This window comes from Pinisolibacter sp. (genome assembly GCF_036782435.1).
Classification (GTDB): Bacteria; Pseudomonadota; Alphaproteobacteria; order Rhizobiales; family Ancalomicrobiaceae; genus CALBKH01.
The window spans coordinates 1-17,004 of the sequence record NZ_DAIPZB010000072.1; the positions used below are offsets into that span (position 1 = coordinate 1).

The following is a 17,004-nucleotide window of genomic DNA, read 5'->3' on the forward strand; positions in this document are numbered from 1 at the left end:
ACATTAAACGCATCAAATCAACATGATGGTCCAACCGCGCACAGGTCTCATCAGAAGATCGGACGGGTCGGCTCGACGGGTCTTTTCGTCTCTCGCGGCGTCGGAAAATTCGCCGATATCTCGATATCGGCATCATTTTCCTCCTGGCGAGATCCAAAAATCCCTCGCCGATCCTCTGCCGCCGACTTCTGAGACAGGCTCCGAGACGTGCCGCTCGGCGTCAGGCGCGCCGCTCGGCGACCATCAGATAGTTGACGTCGAGATCGCCGGCTTTCAGCGACCAGTGGCCGCGCAGCGGATCGAAGACCATGCCGCAGGCGTCGAGCACCTCGAGGCCGGTGGCTTCCACCGCGCGCTCCAGCTCCTTCGGGGTGAGGAACTTCTTCCAGTCGTGGGTGCCGATCGGCAGCCAGCGCAGAATGTACTCCGCGCCGACGATGGCCAGAGCGAAGCTCTTCAGGGTGCGGTTCATGGTGGCGAGGAACAGGAGGCCGCCGGGCTTCACCATGGAGGCGATCTCGCGCAGGAACAGCGGCAGATCGGCGACGTGTTCGACGATCTCCATGGCGACGACGACGTCGAACCGCGCGCCCTCGGCCGCCAGCGCCTCCGCCGTGGTGGCGCGGTAGTCGATGGCGAGACCCTGGGCCTCGGCGTGCGTCTTCGCCGCGGCGATGTTGGCGGCGCCGGCGTCGGCCCCGACCATCGCGGCGCCGAGGCGGGCGAGCGGCTCGGTGAGGAGGCCGCCGCCGCAGCCGATGTCGAGGATCGAGAGGCCCTCGAAGGCGCGGCTGTCCTTGGCGTCGCGGCCGAAGCGGGCGGAGATCTCGCGCTTCAGATATTCGAGCCGGATCGGGTTCATGTCGTGGAGCGGGCGCAGCCGGCCGTTCGGATCCCACCACTCGGCGGCCATCGCCTCGAAGTTGCCGATCTCGGCGGCATCGACGGTCGACTGGGCATGGGGGATGGACATGGCTTCTCCTCGCCGGCCGCGCTCGGCCTCGATGGATCATGTCGACCGAGGGACGGCCGAGGTCAAGAGGAAGGCGCCGACACGGCGGCGCCCGCCGCGTCACACACGCAGAAATGCGGAGGCGGCGCTTTGTTGATCCCTCGCCGCGAACCGAGTATGAAGCGCCGTTTCCGCGGGGATCGACCGACCGTCCGAAGACGGAAGGTCGAGCCTCGTCTCGTGCGCGGGTCCCCGCGCGCTCTGCCCCGAATTCCGAGAGGCCCCTCGTCGATGGCCCGTCTGGTCCTGAAGTTCGGCGGTACGTCCGTCGCCAATGTCGAGCGCATCCGCAACGTCGCCCGCCACGTCGCCCGCGAGGTGAAGGCCGGCCATCAGGTGGCGGTCGTCGTCTCGGCGATGTCGGGCGTCACCAACACGCTGGTCGGCTACGTCGCCGACGCCGCGGCGTCGGGGACGGCCAAGGGCGGTCTCTTCGACCAGATGGAATACGACGCGGTGGTCGCCTCCGGCGAACTGGTGACCTCGGGCCTGCTCGCCATCGTGCTGCAGTCGATGGGCATTCCGGCGCGGTCCTGGCAGGGCTGGCAGATCCCGCTCGTCACCGACGACGCCCACGGCTCGGCCCGCATCATGGACATCGACGGCTCGAACATGATCGCCTCGATGGAGGCGGGCGAGGTCGCCGTCATCGCCGGCTTCCAGGGCATCGGCCCGACCGGCCGCGTCGCCACCCTCGGCCGCGGCGGCTCCGACACCTCGGCGGTGGCGATCGCGGCGGCGATCCACGCCGATCGCTGCGACATCTACACCGACGTCGACGGCGTCTACACCACCGACCCGCGCATCGTGCCGAAGGCGCGGCGGCTGGAGAAGGTGGCCTTCGAAGAGATGTTGGAAATGGCCTCGCTCGGGGCCAAGGTTCTCCAGGTGCGCTCGGTCGAGCTCGCCATGGTCTACAAGGTCCGGACCTTCGTCCGTTCGAGCTTCGACGATCCCGACAGCGTCGGCGTCGACGAGAACGGCAATCCTCCGGGAACGCTCATCTGCGACGAGGACGAGATCGTGGAAAATCAGGTCGTCACCGGCATCGCCTATTCCAAGGACGAGGCTCAGATCTCGCTGCGCCGCGTCGCCGACAAGCCCGGCATCGCCTCGAGCGTCTTCGGGCCGCTCGCCGAGGCCAACATCAACGTCGACATGATCGTGCAGAACACGACCGCCGACGGGGCCACCACCGACATCACCTTCACCGTGCCGGCGGCCGACGAGGCCCGGGCCCGGGCGGTGCTCGAGGGTGCGCGCGATCACATCGGCGACGTGGCGATCGACTCGTCGTCCGACGTGGTCAAGGTCTCGGTGATCGGCATCGGCATGCGTTCCCACGCCGGCGTCGCCGCCCAAGCGTTCACGGCGCTCGCCTCCAAGGGCATCAACATCCGCGCCATCACCACCTCCGAGATCAAGATCTCGGTGCTGATCGATGCGGAATACACCGAACTGGCGGTTCGCACTTTGCATTCGATCTACGGTCTCGATAAGCATTGAGGGCGGCCGGTGCCCGTTCGACGGGCGCCGCGACCGATCGCCCATGGGGCGCGCACGATACCGTGCCGCGTCCGACCGTGACCGGGGAGGAGCGGAGTTGAGAGGGACTCTCGGCGCGCCACGTCTGCTGCTCCGCCGGCTGCGCGAGGTCATGGCGGAGCCGATCGCCGCGCAGGATCGGCTCGACAAGATCGTCGAACAGATCGCCTCCAACATGGTGGCCGAGGTCTGCTCGGTCTATGTGCTGCGCGCCGACAACGTCCTCGAACTGACCGCCACCATCGGTCTGAAGCGCGAGGCGGTGCACCAGACCTCGCTGAAGGTCGGCGAGGGTCTGGTCGGCCTGATCGCGGCGGACGCGCGCTGCCTCAACCTGCCGAACGCCCAGTCGCATCCGGCCTTCGCCTACAAGCCGGAGACCGGCGAAGAGATCTTCAACGCCTTCCTCGGCGTGCCGATCCTGCGTGCCGGCCGCACCCTCGGCGTCCTGGTCGTCCAGAACAAGGCGCACCGCACCTATCAGGAAGAAGAGGTCGAGGTCCTCCAGACCACGGCGATGATCATCGCCGAGATGATCGCCGCCGGCGGCCTCGAGCCGCTGTTGGAGCCCGGCTCGTCGCTCGATCTGAAGCGGCCGATGCAGATGCAGGGCATCGGTTTCGGCGAGGGTGTCGGCCTCGGCCACGTGGTGCTGCACGAGCCGCGCGTCGTCGTCTCCGATCTCATCGCCGACGATGCCCGGCGCGAGCTCAATCGCCTCGAAGCGGCGATCGAGAAGCTGCGCATCTCGGTCGACGACCTGTTGCAGCGCTCCGACGTCGAGCCGGTCGGCGAACATCGCGACGTGCTCGAAGCCTATCGCATGTTCGCCTACGACCGCGGTTGGGTGCGCAAGATGGAGGAGGCCGTCAAGAACGGCCTGACGGCGGAAGCGGCGGTCGAGAAGGTCCAGTCGGACACCCGCGCCCGCATGCTGCGCCAGACCGATCCCTATCTCCGCGAGCGCCTGCACGATTTCGACGCGCTGGCCAACCGCCTCATCCGCGAGCTGATGGGCCGGCCGCACGGACCGGTCTCCGGCGTCCTGCCCAAGGATGCGGTGATCGTCGCCCGCAACATGGGGGCGGCGGACCTCTTCGACTACGACCGCGACCGGATCAAGGGCCTGGTGCTCGAAGAGGGCGCCGCGACCAGCCACATCTCGATCGTCGCCCGCTCGATGGGCGTGCCGATCGTCGGCCAGATCCCGGGCGTGGTGTCGCTGGTGGAGACCGGCGACGCGATCGTCGTCGACGGCGAACTCGGCACGGTGCATCTGCGCCCGGCGCCGGACGTCGAGTCGGCCTTCGCCGAGAAGGTGCGTTTCCGGGCGCGGCGGCAGGCGCAGTACCGGCGCCTCAAGTCGCGGCCGTCGATCACCAAGGACGGCCAGCACGTCCAGCTGCTGCTCAATTCCGGCCTCTTCCTCGACCTGCCGCATCTCGAGGATTCCGGCGCCTCCGGTATCGGCCTGTTCCGCACCGAACTGCAGTTCATGGTCGCCTCGTCGTTCCCGCGCATCGGCGAGCAGGAGGGCCTCTACCGCAAGGTGCTCGAGTCGTCGGGCGGCAAGCCGGTCACCTTCCGCTCGCTCGACATCGGTGGCGACAAGGTTCTGCCCTACGCGCAGAACTTCGAGGAGGAGGAGAACCCGGCGATGGGCTGGCGGGCGATCCGCATCGGCCTCGATCGTCCCGGCCTCCTGCGCATCCAGGTGCGGGCGCTGTTGAAGGCGGCGGCGGGGCGCGAATTGCGCCTGATGTTCCCGATGATCACCGAGGTCTCCGAGTTCGAGAAGGCGCAGGCGCTGGTCGAGCGGGAGAAGCACTTCCTCAAGCGTGTCGGCTACGAACTTCCCGAGACGATCAAGCTCGGGGTGATGATCGAGGTGCCGTCGCTGCTGTTCCAGCTCGACGAACTCTTCGCCCGCGTCCATTTCGCTTCGGTCGGCTCCAACGACCTCTTCCAGTTCGCCATGGCCGCCGATCGCGGCAACAACCGGATGACGACGCGCTACGATGCGATGTCGCGGCCGTTCCTCAGGATGCTGAAGCTGATCCAGGACAAGGCCGCCGAGCACCATGTGCCGCTGACCCTGTGCGGCGAGCTGTCGGGCAAGCCGCTGGAGGCGATGGCGCTGATCGGGCTCGGTTATCGTTCGCTGTCGATGGCGTCGTCGTCGGTCGGCCCGGTGAAGACGATGTTGCTGGAGCTCGACGTCGCCAAGCTCCGCGCCCGGCTGTTGCCGCGGCTCGAGGCGGGGCGGCCGACCGACGACATCCGCGCCATGCTGCGCGCCTTCGCCGAAGAGCAGGGCATTCCGGTCCAGCCCTAGCGGGGTGGTGACGCGGGCGCGGTGCGCCCGATCCGGCCCGTCCGTCTCCTCGTCCTCGGCTTCTCCCATGTCCCTTTCCGCCAAGCTCGATGTCGTTCTCGATCGGTTCGCCGTGCTCGAAGCACGTATGGCGGCGGGATCGGAGGGGGGCGACTACGTCCGGCTCGCCTGCGATCACGCCGAGCTGGCGCCCGTCGTGGCGCGCATCCGGGCGCTGAAGAGCGCGGAGGGCGAACTCGCCGGGATCGATCAGCTCCTCGGCGATGCGGCGACGGATGCGGAGATGCGCGCCCTCGCCGAAGCCGAGCGCGAGGAGGTCGTGGCGCGGGTCGCCGAGCTCGAGCACGAGGTGCGGCTGGCGCTGCTGCCGAAGGATGCGGCCGACGCGCGTTCGGTGATCCTCGAGGTTCGGGCCGGGACCGGCGGCGACGAAGCGGCGCTCTTCGCCGGTGATCTCTTCCGCATGTACGAACGCCACGCCTCCCTCCACGGCTGGAGGGTCGAGGTGATCTCGGCCTCGGAGGGCGAAATGGGCGGCTTCAAGGAGATCGTCGCCGAGATCTCCGGGGCCGGGGTCTACGGCCGGCTCAAGTTCGAATCGGGGGTGCATCGGGTGCAGCGGGTGCCGGTGACCGAATCGGGCGGGCGCATCCACACCTCGGCGGCGACGGTGGCGGTGCTGCCGGAGGCCGAGGAGGTCGACGTGCGCATCGCCGACGCCGACCTCGTCTTCGACACGTTCCGCGCTTCGGGCGCCGGCGGCCAGCACGTCAACAAGACCGACAGCGCGGTGCGGGTCACCCATCTGCCGACCGGCATCGCCGTGGCGGTCCAGGAGGAGCGCTCGCAGCATCAGAATCGCGCCAAGGCGCTGATGCTCCTGAGGGCGCGCCTCTACGACATCGAGCGGCGGCGGCTCGACGAGGCGCGCGCGGCGGATCGCCGCACCCAGGTCGGATCCGGCGACCGATCGGAGCGCATCCGCACCTACAATTTCGGTCAGGGCCGGGTCACCGACCATCGCATCGACCTGACCCTCTACAAGCTGCCGCAGGTGCTCGACGGCTCGGCGCTCGACGAGGTCATCGACGCGCTGGTCACCGACCATCAGCTGCGCCTGTTGGCGGCGGAGGGCGAGGGATGAGTGGCGGCGCGCCTCTCGATCGGCTCGACGCGGCCGGGCTCGACGTCGCCGGGGCGATCCGGGCGGTGCGCGACGCCTTCGCCGCCGCCGGTCACGTGGGAGCGGCGGCCGAGGCGCGGATGCTTGTCGGCCGCGTTCTCGCGCTCGACCTGACCGGGCTGGTCGTCGGCACGACTCGAGCCGTCGACGGCGATGCGGCGCAGCGGTTGGCGGCGGCGGCACGGCGACGGATCGCCGGCGAACCGCTGCAACGGATCCTCGGCACGGCGTGGTTCCACGGGCTGGAATTCCGTCTCGCGCCGGAAACCCTGGTGCCGCGGCCGGACACCGAAACGTTGGTGGAGGCGGTTCTCGCCCGGTTCGCCGCCGACGCCCCCTTCGTCTTCGCCGATCTCGGGGTGGGGTCGGGGGCGGTGCTGGTGGCGGTGCTGGCGGCGCGGCCGGCGGCTTTCGGCGTCGGGACGGATCTTTCGGAACCGGCGCTCGCGGCGGCGCGGGCGAACGCCGAGCACAACGGTGTGGCGGCGCGCGCGGGTTTCGTCCGCGGGTCCTATGCGGCGATGGCGGCGTCCGGCGCCTTCGACGCGGTCGTCTCCAATCCGCCCTACATCGCGACCGCCGAGATCGCGACGCTGGATGCCGAGGTGCGCCTGCACGATCCGGCATTGGCGCTCGACGGCGGCACCGACGGTCTCGACGCCTATCGGGCGATCGCGCCGCAGGCGGCGCAGGCGTTGAAACCGGGCGGCCTCCTGGCGGTCGAGATCGGTTGGCGGCAGGGGCGCGACGTCGGAGGCCTTCTCGCCGGGCACGGTTTCGAGCGGATCGAAACCATATGCGATCTCGCCGGCCGCGATCGGGTGGTCGTGGCACGTCGAGGTGGCGCCGGGTGATCGCGCGGGAAAGAACCGCGGGATGCGGAAAATAAGCCTTGGAAATTCGCCGAGAAATCGATAGTTTCCGAGCACCGAAGCAGAGCGTCGACGCGCGGTCGACCGGCGGGTGCCGAAATGGCGGTGCCACCGGAGCCGTGATCGCGGGGCGAGAAATCGTCCGACGTCGGCGGATCCGACCTCCCGAGGTCGAGCCGGTGCTCCTTCGGTCCGTCTTCCGAACCCCGATGGGCGCGTGAAGCCCGAACCCCGCGTGTTCTGTTCCGAACCGGTCGTGACCGGTGTTTCGTGCGGCGATGCCGTCGTCGGGACGTCGCGGGGGCGAGCCCGATGAACGAGCCGCCGGGTGAGACACGCTCCAAGTGGGAGCCATTCCTCGTCGCCGGACCGTACCGGCGATCGGCAATGGCTCCGGATGGTGATCCGGAGTGCATGGCGCCCGACCCTCGAGGGCGGGCCGAACCGACGGTCGCGATGGCGCCGGCGGCGTTTTTTCCTCGGACGAGATCGCAGCAGGATGAGACAGGGCAATTCCAACAAGAGGATGCGGGGTCGTGGTGGCGGCGGTGGCGGTGGCAACACCGGTCGCAAGGGGCCCAACCCGCTGAGCCGGACCTACGAATCGACCGGTCCCGACGTGAAGATCCGCGGCACCGCGCTCCACATCGCCGACAAATACGTTTCTCTCGCCCGCGACGCCCAGTCGAGCGGCGATCCGGTCCTGGCGGAGAGCTATCTCCAGCACGCCGAGCACTATTATCGCATCATCGCGGCAGCGCAGGCGGCGATGCCGCAGCCGATGCCGGTGGTGCGCTCCGACATCCAGTCCGACGACGACGAGGACGAGGGCGAGGAGAGCTACGCCGACACCCGCTTCGACAGTCGCGGCCGCGGTGGCGACATCAACGGCAATGCCGAGATGCGCAACGAAACGCAGCGAGAGCCGCGTGAGCCGCGGGGCGAAGGTCGCGCGCCGTTCCGCCGGCAGATCGAGGTCGAAGGTGGCGACGGCTACATGCCGACCGATGCGCCGCAGCCCTTCGTCGACGATTCGGCGCTGGAGCGCGTGGTGGCCGACCGGGGCGACGACCGTCGCCAGGACCGCGGTCGTGGTCGTTTCCCGCGCGGTCGCGGCGACTTCCGCGGCGAAGGGCGCAGCGAGAGCCGAGGCGAGGGCGGTCGTCCGCCGCGCGAACGTCATGCCCGCGGCGAGGGCCGTTTCGAGCGCGAGCCGCGCGAGGGTCGAGCCGAGGCGAGCGGGCGGGAGGAGGCGGACGAGAGCCGTCTCGACGCCCTGCCGGCCTTCCTGACCGCGGCGCCGCCGCGTGCCGCCGTCGCGGCGGTGGCTGCTGCCGCCGCTCCGGCCGAAGCGCCGGAAGCGGAGGAGGGCGAGACGCCGCGCCGCCGCACCCGGGGTGGTCGCGGTCGCGGACGCCGTCCGGAGTTCGCCGAAGCAGAGGGCGCGGCGGAAGCCGGCGCCGCGGCGGCCGTCGAGGATTGATCGGACCGGCCGAGCGCGGCACCACGCTCGCTCGATGAGAAGAAGGCCCGGGCGGGAGACCGCACCGGGCCTTCTTCATCATCGGGTGCGAGGAAGTCAGACCACGACGACGTCGCCGACGGCGATCGGGCCGTTTTCCAGACTGCGCAGGTAGACGCCGCAATCGGTATGGCCGAGCGTCGCCATGAGGAAACGCGGGACGTCGAGGTCGCGCACGCCGCGGCTCGGATCGACGCGGGTGGCGGCGCAGCGTTCGGTGCGCTTGACCATCTCGAAGGGGGTGGTGCCGATGGTCACTCGCTTGCCCGCGGCCCAGTCGAGTTCGGCGAAGGCGGGCAGGCCGTCGACGACGACGTTGCCGCGAAAGCGGACCGGGTCGAGGGGCGCGCCGAATTTCGCCTCGAGGGCGCGCAGCGTCTCCAGATTGACCAGATGCAGCACCTTCTTGGCGACGTCGGAGAAGGAATGGCCGGGAGAGACGAGGGTCTTCGGCGTGCCGCGCACCTCGCCGGGGAAACGTTCGGCGACGAAAGCGGCGAGGGCGTCGCGGCCGGCTTCGCCCGCGAGGCTGTCGTCGAAGACGATGCGGCCGTCGCGCTCGGCGACGACGAAGCGCAGCGTCGCCGCCTCGAAGCGGGTGACGACCTCGGCGAGCGACGGGTTCTTCATCAGGCAGAAGAACAGCATCTTGGGCAGATGCTTCGGTTCGGCCGGATCGAAGCCGGAGGGACCGTTCTCGATGGCGAAGGCGCGGTCGAAAGGCATGCACTCGCCGGCGACGAGATCGATGCGGGTGAGCGGGTCGGGCGAGAAGCCCTTCACGGGATAGCGGTAGAGGGCGGTGACCTGCGGTTCCATGTCGTTCTCCTCGGGCTCTCGCCCGAGCGGTAGGCGGCTGCGGGCGGCGCGTCAAGAACGGCGCGACGGGGCGATCGTCGCGGGCCTCCGCAGTCGCACGCAGTCGCCCGTGGCCCCCTTCAAAACCGCGGGACCGTCTCCCATATCCGCTTCGACAGGGGTCTCGCCGGCCGCCCGTACGGGGGCCGGAGGCTCCGCTCATCGATCCGGAGACGCCGCGAACCGTGCCAGAATGGGCGGAGACGCGACGGGCCAGGAGGAACGACATGAATCTCGAGAAGTTCACCGAGCGCGCCCGCGGTTTCCTGCAGTCGGCCCAGACCCGGGCGCTGTCGCAGGGCCACCAGCAATTCACCCCCGAGCATGTCCTGAAGGAGCTGCTCGAAGACGACCAGGGCCTCGCCTCCGGTCTCATCGACCGCGCCGGCGGCCGGTCGCGCGAGGCGCTCGCCGCCACCGACCGGGCGCTCGACAAGCTGCCCAAGGTCTCGGGTGGGTCGGGCCAGCTCTATCTGGCGCCGGCGACGGCGCGGCTCTTCGATCAGGCCGAGAAGATCGCCGAGAAGGCGGGCGACAGCTACGTCACCGTCGAACGGCTGCTGTTGGCGATCGCTCTCGACAAGGACAGCGACGCCGGCAAGATCCTGGCGAACGCCGGCGTGACGCCGTCCGGTCTCAACGCCGCGATCGAGGCGATCCGCAAGGGCCGCACCGCCGACACCGCCTCGGCCGAGAACCAGTACGACGCGCTGAAGAAATATGCCCGCGACCTGACCCAGGCGGCCAAGGACGGCAAACTCGACCCGGTCATCGGCCGCGACGAGGAGATTCGCCGGACCATCCAGGTCCTGAGCCGGCGTACCAAAAACAATCCCGTCCTGATCGGCGAGCCCGGCGTCGGCAAGACCGCCATCGTCGAAGGGCTGGCGCTGCGGATCATCAACGGCGACGTGCCGGAGAGCCTCAAGGACAAGAAGCTGATGGCGCTCGACATGGGCGCGCTCATCGCCGGGGCGAAGTATCGCGGCGAGTTCGAGGAGCGGCTCAAGGGCGTGCTCTCCGAGGTCCAGGCGGCCGAGGGCGGCATCGTCCTGTTTATCGACGAGATGCACACGCTGGTCGGCGCCGGCAAGTCGGAAGGGGCGATGGACGCCTCCAATCTCCTGAAGCCGGCGCTCGCCCGCGGCGAGCTGCACTGCGTCGGCGCCACCACGCTGGACGAGTACCGCAAACACGTCGAAAAGGACGCGGCGCTCGCCCGACGCTTCCAGCCGGTGTTCGTCTCCGAGCCGACGGTCGAGGACACGATCTCGATCCTGCGCGGCCTGAAGGAGAAGTACGAGCTGCATCACGGGGTGCGCATCGCCGATTCGGCGATCGTCGCCGCCGCGACGCTGTCGAACCGCTACATCACCGACCGCTTCCTGCCCGACAAGGCCATCGATCTGGTCGACGAGGCCTCGTCGCGGCTCCGGATGCAGGTCGATTCGAAGCCGGAAGAGCTCGACGAACTCGATCGCCGGGTGATCCAGCTCAAGATCGAGCGCGAGGCGCTGAAGAAGGAGACCGATCAGGCCTCCAAGGACCGGCTCGTCCGGCTGGAGCGCGAACTCGCCGAACTCGAGCAGGAATCGGCAGAGATGACCGCCAAATGGCAGGCCGAGAAGGACGAGTTGGCGTCGGCGACCAAGGTCAAGGAGGCGCTCGAACAGGCGCGGACCGAGCTCGAGCAGGCGCAGCGGGCCGGTCGTTACGACCGCGCCGGCGAGCTTTCCTACGGCGTCATCCCCGGGCTCGAAGCGAAGCTGAAGGAGATCGAGGCCAAGGGCGACGGCCGTTCGGCGCGCGAATCGGTCACCGCCGATCAGGTCGCCGCGGTCGTCTCGCGCTGGACCGGCGTGCCGGTCGACAAGATGCTCGAAGGCGAGCGCGAGAAGCTCTTGCGCATGGAGGACGAGCTCGCCAAGCGCGTCGTCGGTCAGGCGGAGGCGGTGCATGCGGTCTCGACCGCGGTGCGTCGGGCGCGGGCGGGGCTCCAGGACCCGAACCGGCCGATCGGCTCGTTCATGTTCCTCGGCCCCACCGGCGTCGGCAAGACCGAACTCACCAAGGCGCTCGCCGCCTTCCTCTTCGACGACGATCAGGCGATGGTCCGCATCGACATGTCCGAGTACATGGAGAAGCATTCCGTCGCCCGGCTGATCGGCGCACCTCCGGGCTACGTCGGTTACGAAGAGGGCGGAGCGCTGACCGAAGCGGTGCGTCGCCGGCCCTATCAGGTGGTGCTCTTCGACGAGGTCGAGAAGGCTCACTCGGACGTATTCAACGTGCTCCTCCAGGTGCTCGACGACGGGCGGTTGACCGACGGCCAGGGCCGCACGGTCGACTTCCGCAATACGATCATCGTGCTGACCTCGAACATCGGCGCCGAGTTCCTCGTCGATCTCGGCGAGGGTGAGGACGTCGACAAGGCGCGCGACGCCGTCATGGCGATGGTGCGCGCCCACTTCCGGCCGGAGTTCCTCAACCGACTCGACGACATCCTGCTCTTCCACCGGCTCAAGCGGTCGGAGATGGGACGGATCGTCGACATCCAGTTCGCTCGGTTGGAACGGCTCGTCGCCGATCGGCGGATCACGCTGGCGCTCGAACCCTCGGCGCGGGAGTGGCTCGCCGATCGCGGCTACGACCCGGCCTACGGGGCGCGGCCGCTGAAGCGCGTCATCCAGCGCGAGGTGCAGGATCCGCTCGCCGAGAAGATCCTGATGGGCGAGATCGGCGACGGCGCCGCCGTGTCGATCTCCGGCGGCGGCGACCGACTGCACTTCGCGGTGGCCAACGAGGTCGGCGCGGCGGCGTGATGCCGCAGGATCCATCCGCCGGGGTCGAACGAGACCCCGGCGGGTCCGTTTCACGAGGCGAGTTCACGCGGCCGTCCGACGGTCGAGGGGGCTCGCGTCGCCGGCGCGAGAGGGCGTGACGTGGCAGTTTCGAAGAGCGCCGGTTTCCACGACCTCTCGGCTCGCGCCCTCGACGGCGAGGAGATCGACTTCTCGCGCTATCGGGGGAAGGTCGTGCTGGTGGTCAACACGGCGAGCCGCTGCGGCTTCACCCATCAGTATGCCGGCCTCGAGGCGTTGCACGAACGCTACGCTGCCGAGGGTCTCGCCATCCTCGGCTTCCCCTGCAATCAGTTCGGCGGGCAGGAGCCGGGCGAACGCGATTCGATCGAGGCCTGTACCACCGGCTTCGGCGTCGCCTTCCAGATGTTCGAGAAGGTCGAGGTCAACGGCCCGGACGCCCATCCGGTCTTCCGCTGGCTGACCTCGGCGCTTCCCGGTCTGCTCGGGGGGCGAATCAAATGGAACTTCACCAAATTCCTGATCGGCCGGGACGGCCGGCCGCTCGATCGCTACGCGCCCCTCACCAGCCCCGAAGCGCTGGAGACCGACATCGTCACGGCGCTGCGTCGGGAATGAGGCACCTGCGAACGAGAAGGCCGCCCCCGGGGGCGGCCTTCTCGTTCGCGGAATCGCCCGTCGGGCTCACTTGTCGACGAAAGCTCGGATCGCGTCGGCCGCCTGGGCCATCGACAGGACGCCGTCGAGGTGGCCGCGCTTGCCCTGGAGGACGATGCTCTCGACCGGGTTGCCGGCCTTCTTCAGGGCGGCGATGCTCGCCTCGACCGCGACGCCGGGGAAGACCAGATCCTTCGGCTGGTAGATCACCAGCGCCGGCGCCCTGATCTTGGCGGCGGCTTCGTCGAGCGACTTGGCGCCGCCGGGCGCGTAGAGCTGGTTGGCCTTGACCAGATAGAGGAAGTGGTTGGCGTCGGAGACCTTGGCGCGGATGGCGCCGGCCGCGTCGAGGGTCGCCTGGACCTTGAACCTGGCGTCGAGGCTCTTCGCCGGGTCCTTCGCCGGATCGGCCCAGGCGCCGGCGTTGACCTCGTCGGTGATCTCCCAGTGCGAGGCGTGATGCGAGACCACCTTCAGCGCCGCGGCGAGGCCGGCGAGTGGCGGTTCCTTGCCGTAGTAGTCGCCGCCGTTCCAGTTCTGATCGGCTCGGATCGGGTCGGCCCAGACGTCGAGCCAGCCGACGAGGAAATCGTCGGCGAATGCGGTGCCGATCACCGGCATGATGCGGTCGACCATCTCGGGGTTCGACGCGGCCCATTCGTAGGTCTGCAGCGCGCCCATCGAGGCGCCGGCGACCATCCTGAGCTTCTTGATGCCGAGACTCTCGACCAGCGCCTTCTCCACCCGCACGAAGTCGGCGATCGAGACGACCGGGAAGGTGGTCCCGTAGGGCTTGCCGGTGTCGGGGTTCACCGTCGCCGGGCCGGTGGTGACGGTGGTCGGCAGGCCGGTGTTGAGATTGACCAGCGTGTCGGACGAGATGACGTAGTACTTGTTCGTGTCGATCGCCTTGCCCGGGCCGATGATGGCGTCCCAGTAACCGGGGAGCTTGTCGTCGGCCTTGTACTTGCCGGCGGCGTGGCTGTTGCCGGAGAAGAAGTGATTGATCAGGATGGCGTTCGACTTGTCGGCGGCGAGCGTGCCGTAGGCCTCCCAACCGATCTTGACGTCCTTGATGGTGGCACCGGCGACGGTGGTGTAGCTCGGTAGGGCGAAGGTCTTCTTCTCGACGATCATGTCGTCGGCGGCGACCGGCGCGAAGGTCGCAGCGGCGAGGACGCCGGCGACGAGGCAACTCTTCCAGAAGGTCATGCGCATCTCCCCCTCGTTCGAACGGCGTACGCACCGCGCCGGTTCGAGCCCGGGGTCGCGACGTCGCCGCTTCTCTTTCCGTGACCGCCCGTCGCCCCACGATGGAACGAGGCGGCCGGATCGCGTCGATGCGGATGGAGGTCCCCCGACACCCGCCGACGTTGCGACAGGTTCGCAGCAACGTCCGTCACGAACAATCGTCCGTGCGCCGTCGAGATGGAAAATTTCCGGGGACGACCGGCGCGGTCAGTTCATGCTCGAGGCGAGCTTGTTCATGATCGGCGACTTCGACATCAACGCGTCGATGCGCTCGCGCTCGCGTTTGAACTCGGCGAGCACCGGACCGCCGAGTTCCTTGCCACGCGGCAGTTTCACGCGCATCGGGTCGACGAAGGCGGAGTTGATCAACACCTCGTAGTGGAGATGCGGTCCGGTGGAGACGCCGGTGGAGCCGACGTAGCCGATGATCTGGCCCTGGCGGACGCGAACGCCCTTCTCGATGCCGCGGGCGAAGCCGGACATGTGACCGTAGCCGGTTTCATAGCCGTTGTTGTGTTGGAGACGGACATAACGCCCGTAACCGCCCTTCCAGCCGGCGTCGACGACGGTGCCGTTGCCCGACGCGAAGATCGGCGTTCCGCTGGGAGCCGCCCAATCGACGCCGGTGTGCATGCGATAGTAGCGGTAGACCGGGTGACGGCGGCCGCCGAATCCGGATCGGTAGATGCCGCCGTCCATCGGCTTGCGCATCAGGAACTTCTTGGCGCTCTTTCCGGTCTCGTCGTAGTAGTCGACGGATCCGTCGTCGGGCGAACGGTAGCGATAATACTTCCGCGGCTGGCCGGCGACCGAGATCGCCGCATAGAGGATCTCCTGCGAGGTCTTCGGGTCGCCGTCGTCGTCGTCGGACGTGTAGAGCACTTCGAACTGATCGCCGTGCTTGACCCGCTGATTGAAATCGACGTCGAAGGAGTAGATGTCGACCAACTGCTTGATCAGCTTGCGCGAGATCTGGTTGTCGAGCGCCGTCTGGTAGAGGCTGTAATAGAGCGAGGGCACGCCGCTGGCTTCGGCGACGGTCTCGTCTTCGTCCTCCGCGGCGGCGTCGGTGCCGACCCCGGGTTCCTCGGCGCCGACGAAAGCGCCGTAGTCGTCGAGCGCCACGGTGCCGAGATGGGCGCCGTCGCGACCGTAGATCGAGACGCGGACTGGCTTCAACTTCTCGGAGAGGTCGATCTTGGCGGTGCCGATACGGATCTTCTGACCCTGCTCGAGGCCGCGGATGTCGAAGCTCTTGGCCAGTGCCTTGGCGACGTCGGTCACCGTCTTGTCGTCACCCCCGGCGTCCTTGATCAACGACTTCAGCGTGTCGTTGCGGTCGACGGTGACGGTCTTCTCGTCGAGGCCGTTGCCGGTCTGAGCGCCGCCCAGCTCGCTGTCGCTCTTGGGGAAGAACGAGACGTTCTCCGGAACGATGCGCATGGCGAGCGCCGAGGTGACGCCGGCGGGAGCCGAGAAGACACCGAAGGAGGAGCCGTCGGAAACCGGCAGAGCGGCGGTCTGGATCGAGCCGTCGGAGAGGAAGCGGGCCTGATCGGCGACGATGCGCTCGACTTCGGCGGCCACCATGACGACGTCGGGATCGAAGTTGGCGGTGTCGGAGGGCAGGTCGCGCGTCCGTAGCGTGATCTCGCCTTCGACGTCGGCGTCGTAGAAGGACGGGTTCTTGGCGCCGGAGGAGCGTCCGGAGAGGATGTCGGCGTCGGCGAAGACCTTCAGCGGATTGAAGGGCGGGATCTCGGCGGTGGTGTCGGCCTTGCGCATGGTCAGCGGCGCGGAGACGCGGACGAAAGGGCGGACGCGGACGAGATCGCGATCGCCGATGCGGGTCAGCGTCGAGAGGTTCAACACCTGGCGTGTGCCGACGCGCTCGTTGAGGCGCGGTAGACGATCGGCCTTGGCGAGAACGCCGGTGCCCATCACGATCGGGGCCTCGGTCTTCTCCGTCCGATCGACCGGCGTCGACAGTTCGGCCGGTACCGCGGCGAGCGTGTGGCGGCCGTCGAGGGCGACGTAGAGGGCGCCACCCATCAGGAAGGTGGAGGTGAGGGCGGTGAGGACGGTGCCGGTCAGCCAGCGCAGCGACACGGCGCGCCGGTCGAAACGATCGACGCCGCCGTCGACGTGCAACGGCACGTCGTCGCCGAGATCGATCCCGTCGCGTCCCTCCGGCCTCGGCCCGTGTCTCATCATACCTCTCGGTTCATGGTCCGCTCTCGTCGAGATCGAACGAGGCTCGATGCCGTCGCGAGAATCATCGCGTGGCGGCACATCCCGTCGCTTCTGACCGCCGATCATGGCGGTTCCGCGTCGGCGGCGCGCCGAAGCGCCGGGGACTCACCGTGAATCGCCGCGGTCACCGTGGCGAAGCACCGTCTGCGAAAGTGCCTTCGCGCGCGTGGCGCGTCAACGTCTCGCCGGAAGAAGCCGCAGATCCGGCGCGGAAAGCGGGAACGCGCGAGCGCCGTGGGCGTACGTCCCGACGTCGAGCCGACCGCGAGCCGGGGAGACGAGGGAGGTCCGGTCGGTCGGCCGGCCCGTGCGTCGGGCATTCTGCCGAAATCGGCGCGAGACCGTCGAGATCGGCGTCGGAAGGGCTGGGAAAGGCGGGTTCTTCGGCCGGATCGGGACCTCGCGGGCCGAGCGAGCGGCCCCTCCGCGATAACGCAACCGACTGAAACAGCGCAGTTTTCCGCCATTTCCGGGGAGCCGGCGAAAAATTCGCGGAATTTTCGCGGAAGGTGTTGACGGGGAGAAAAGAGGGGCCTATAACCCGCTCCAACGACGGCGGCACACGCTGCTGGCGACGAAATCCTTCGCTCCGCAAGGTCGAGAGCGGCTCCCGAGAGGGGGTTGCGAGCGGTCCTGGAGAGGTGTTGAAGGTCACTGAATTCGGTCAGACCGAAGAGAGTGTTGAAACCGTCCG

At 68.6% G+C, this 17,004-nt stretch carries 12 protein-coding genes; 8 read left to right on the forward strand and 4 right to left on the reverse strand.

The window, feature by feature from the left end; all coding sequences use genetic code 11:
• The coding region (locus V7Q42_RS19990) for a hypothetical protein (RefSeq protein WP_333826025.1) at positions 1 to 192 on the forward strand (192 nt) is incomplete at its 5' end.
• 28 nt (positions 193 to 220) lie between these two features.
• Here the strand turns inward: V7Q42_RS19990 and ubiG are convergent.
• Positions 221 to 973 carry a bifunctional 2-polyprenyl-6-hydroxyphenol methylase/3-demethylubiquinol 3-O-methyltransferase UbiG gene (ubiG, locus tag V7Q42_RS19995; protein WP_333826026.1) on the reverse strand — a complete coding sequence of 251 codons (753 nt, stop codon included), beginning with the start codon at positions 971 to 973 and terminating at the stop codon, positions 221 to 223.
• Between the two features lie 270 nt (positions 974 to 1,243).
• Between ubiG and V7Q42_RS20000 the strand changes: the two genes are divergently transcribed.
• From V7Q42_RS20000 to V7Q42_RS20020, 5 genes are all read left to right on the forward strand, one after another.
• Complete coding sequence (locus tag V7Q42_RS20000; RefSeq protein WP_333826027.1) at positions 1,244 to 2,518, forward strand: aspartate kinase; 1,275 nt, start codon at positions 1,244 to 1,246, stop codon at positions 2,516 to 2,518.
• Positions 2,519 to 2,615: 97 nt separating this feature from the next.
• Positions 2,616 to 4,892, forward strand: coding sequence for a phosphoenolpyruvate--protein phosphotransferase (gene ptsP, locus V7Q42_RS20005; RefSeq protein WP_442958242.1), 2,277 nt, complete (start codon positions 2,616 to 2,618; stop codon positions 4,890 to 4,892).
• A 67-nt stretch (positions 4,893 to 4,959) separates the two neighbouring features.
• Entirely contained in the window at positions 4,960 to 6,036 is a 1,077-nt protein-coding gene (prfA, locus tag V7Q42_RS20010; protein ID WP_333826028.1) for a peptide chain release factor 1, read from the forward strand.
• Positions 6,033 to 6,929 (forward strand): peptide chain release factor N(5)-glutamine methyltransferase, encoded by an 897-nt coding sequence (prmC, locus tag V7Q42_RS20015; protein WP_333826029.1) that lies wholly within the window; start codon positions 6,033 to 6,035, stop codon positions 6,927 to 6,929. Before prfA ends, prmC begins: the two co-directional genes overlap by 4 nt.
• Before the next feature lie 517 nt (positions 6,930 to 7,446).
• Positions 7,447 to 8,430: a DUF4167 domain-containing protein gene (locus V7Q42_RS20020; RefSeq protein WP_333826030.1), complete on the forward strand. Its 984-nt coding sequence runs from the start codon at positions 7,447 to 7,449 to the stop codon at positions 8,428 to 8,430.
• Positions 8,431 to 8,526: 96 nt separating this feature from the next.
• Here the strand turns inward: V7Q42_RS20020 and V7Q42_RS20025 are convergent, their stop codons facing one another.
• Positions 8,527 to 9,288, reverse strand: coding sequence for an MOSC domain-containing protein (locus V7Q42_RS20025; RefSeq protein ID WP_333826031.1), 762 nt, complete (start codon positions 9,286 to 9,288; stop codon positions 8,527 to 8,529).
• A 266-nt stretch (positions 9,289 to 9,554) separates the two neighbouring features.
• On the opposite strand from V7Q42_RS20025, the gene clpB reads away from it, so the two are divergent.
• Positions 9,555 to 12,149, forward strand: a complete 2,595-nt coding sequence (gene clpB / locus V7Q42_RS20030) for an ATP-dependent chaperone ClpB (RefSeq protein ID WP_333826032.1) — start codon at positions 9,555 to 9,557, stop codon at positions 12,147 to 12,149.
• A gap of 120 nt (positions 12,150 to 12,269) precedes the next feature.
• Entirely contained in the window at positions 12,270 to 12,767 is a 498-nt protein-coding gene (locus V7Q42_RS20035; RefSeq protein WP_333826033.1) for a glutathione peroxidase, read from the forward strand.
• Positions 12,768 to 12,833: 66 nt separating this feature from the next.
• Here the strand turns inward: V7Q42_RS20035 and V7Q42_RS20040 are convergent, their stop codons facing one another.
• The gene (locus tag V7Q42_RS20040) at positions 12,834 to 14,018 is read right to left on the reverse strand and encodes an E22 family MetX-like putative esterase (protein WP_333826034.1); all 1,185 of its coding nucleotides are present in this window, start codon (positions 14,016 to 14,018) and stop codon (positions 12,834 to 12,836) included.
• A 246-nt stretch (positions 14,019 to 14,264) separates the two neighbouring features.
• A complete protein-coding gene (locus V7Q42_RS20045) occupies positions 14,265 to 16,268 on the reverse strand; it encodes a M23 family metallopeptidase (RefSeq protein ID WP_333826035.1) in 2,004 nt (667 codons plus the stop codon).
• Between the last annotated feature and the right edge of the window lie 736 nt (positions 16,269 to 17,004).

Coding starts and splice junctions, on each gene's coding strand:
- V7Q42_RS20025 (WP_333826031.1), bottom strand. CDS start 9,288: ATGGAACCGCAGGTCACCGCCCTCTACCGCTATCCCGTGAAGGGCTTC.
- prfA (WP_333826028.1), top strand. CDS start 4,960: ATGTCCCTTTCCGCCAAGCTCGATGTCGTTCTCGATCGGTTCGCCGTG.
- V7Q42_RS20040 (WP_333826034.1), bottom strand. CDS start 14,018: ATGACCTTCTGGAAGAGTTGCCTCGTCGCCGGCGTCCTCGCCGCTGCG.
- V7Q42_RS20045 (WP_333826035.1), bottom strand. CDS start 16,268: ATGAGACACGGGCCGAGGCCGGAGGGACGCGACGGGATCGATCTCGGC.
- prmC (WP_333826029.1), top strand. CDS start 6,033: ATGAGTGGCGGCGCGCCTCTCGATCGGCTCGACGCGGCCGGGCTCGAC.
- ubiG (WP_333826026.1), bottom strand. CDS start 973: ATGTCCATCCCCCATGCCCAGTCGACCGTCGATGCCGCCGAGATCGGC.
- clpB (WP_333826032.1), top strand. CDS start 9,555: ATGAATCTCGAGAAGTTCACCGAGCGCGCCCGCGGTTTCCTGCAGTCG.
- V7Q42_RS20020 (WP_333826030.1), top strand. CDS start 7,447: ATGAGACAGGGCAATTCCAACAAGAGGATGCGGGGTCGTGGTGGCGGC.
- V7Q42_RS20000 (WP_333826027.1), top strand. CDS start 1,244: ATGGCCCGTCTGGTCCTGAAGTTCGGCGGTACGTCCGTCGCCAATGTC.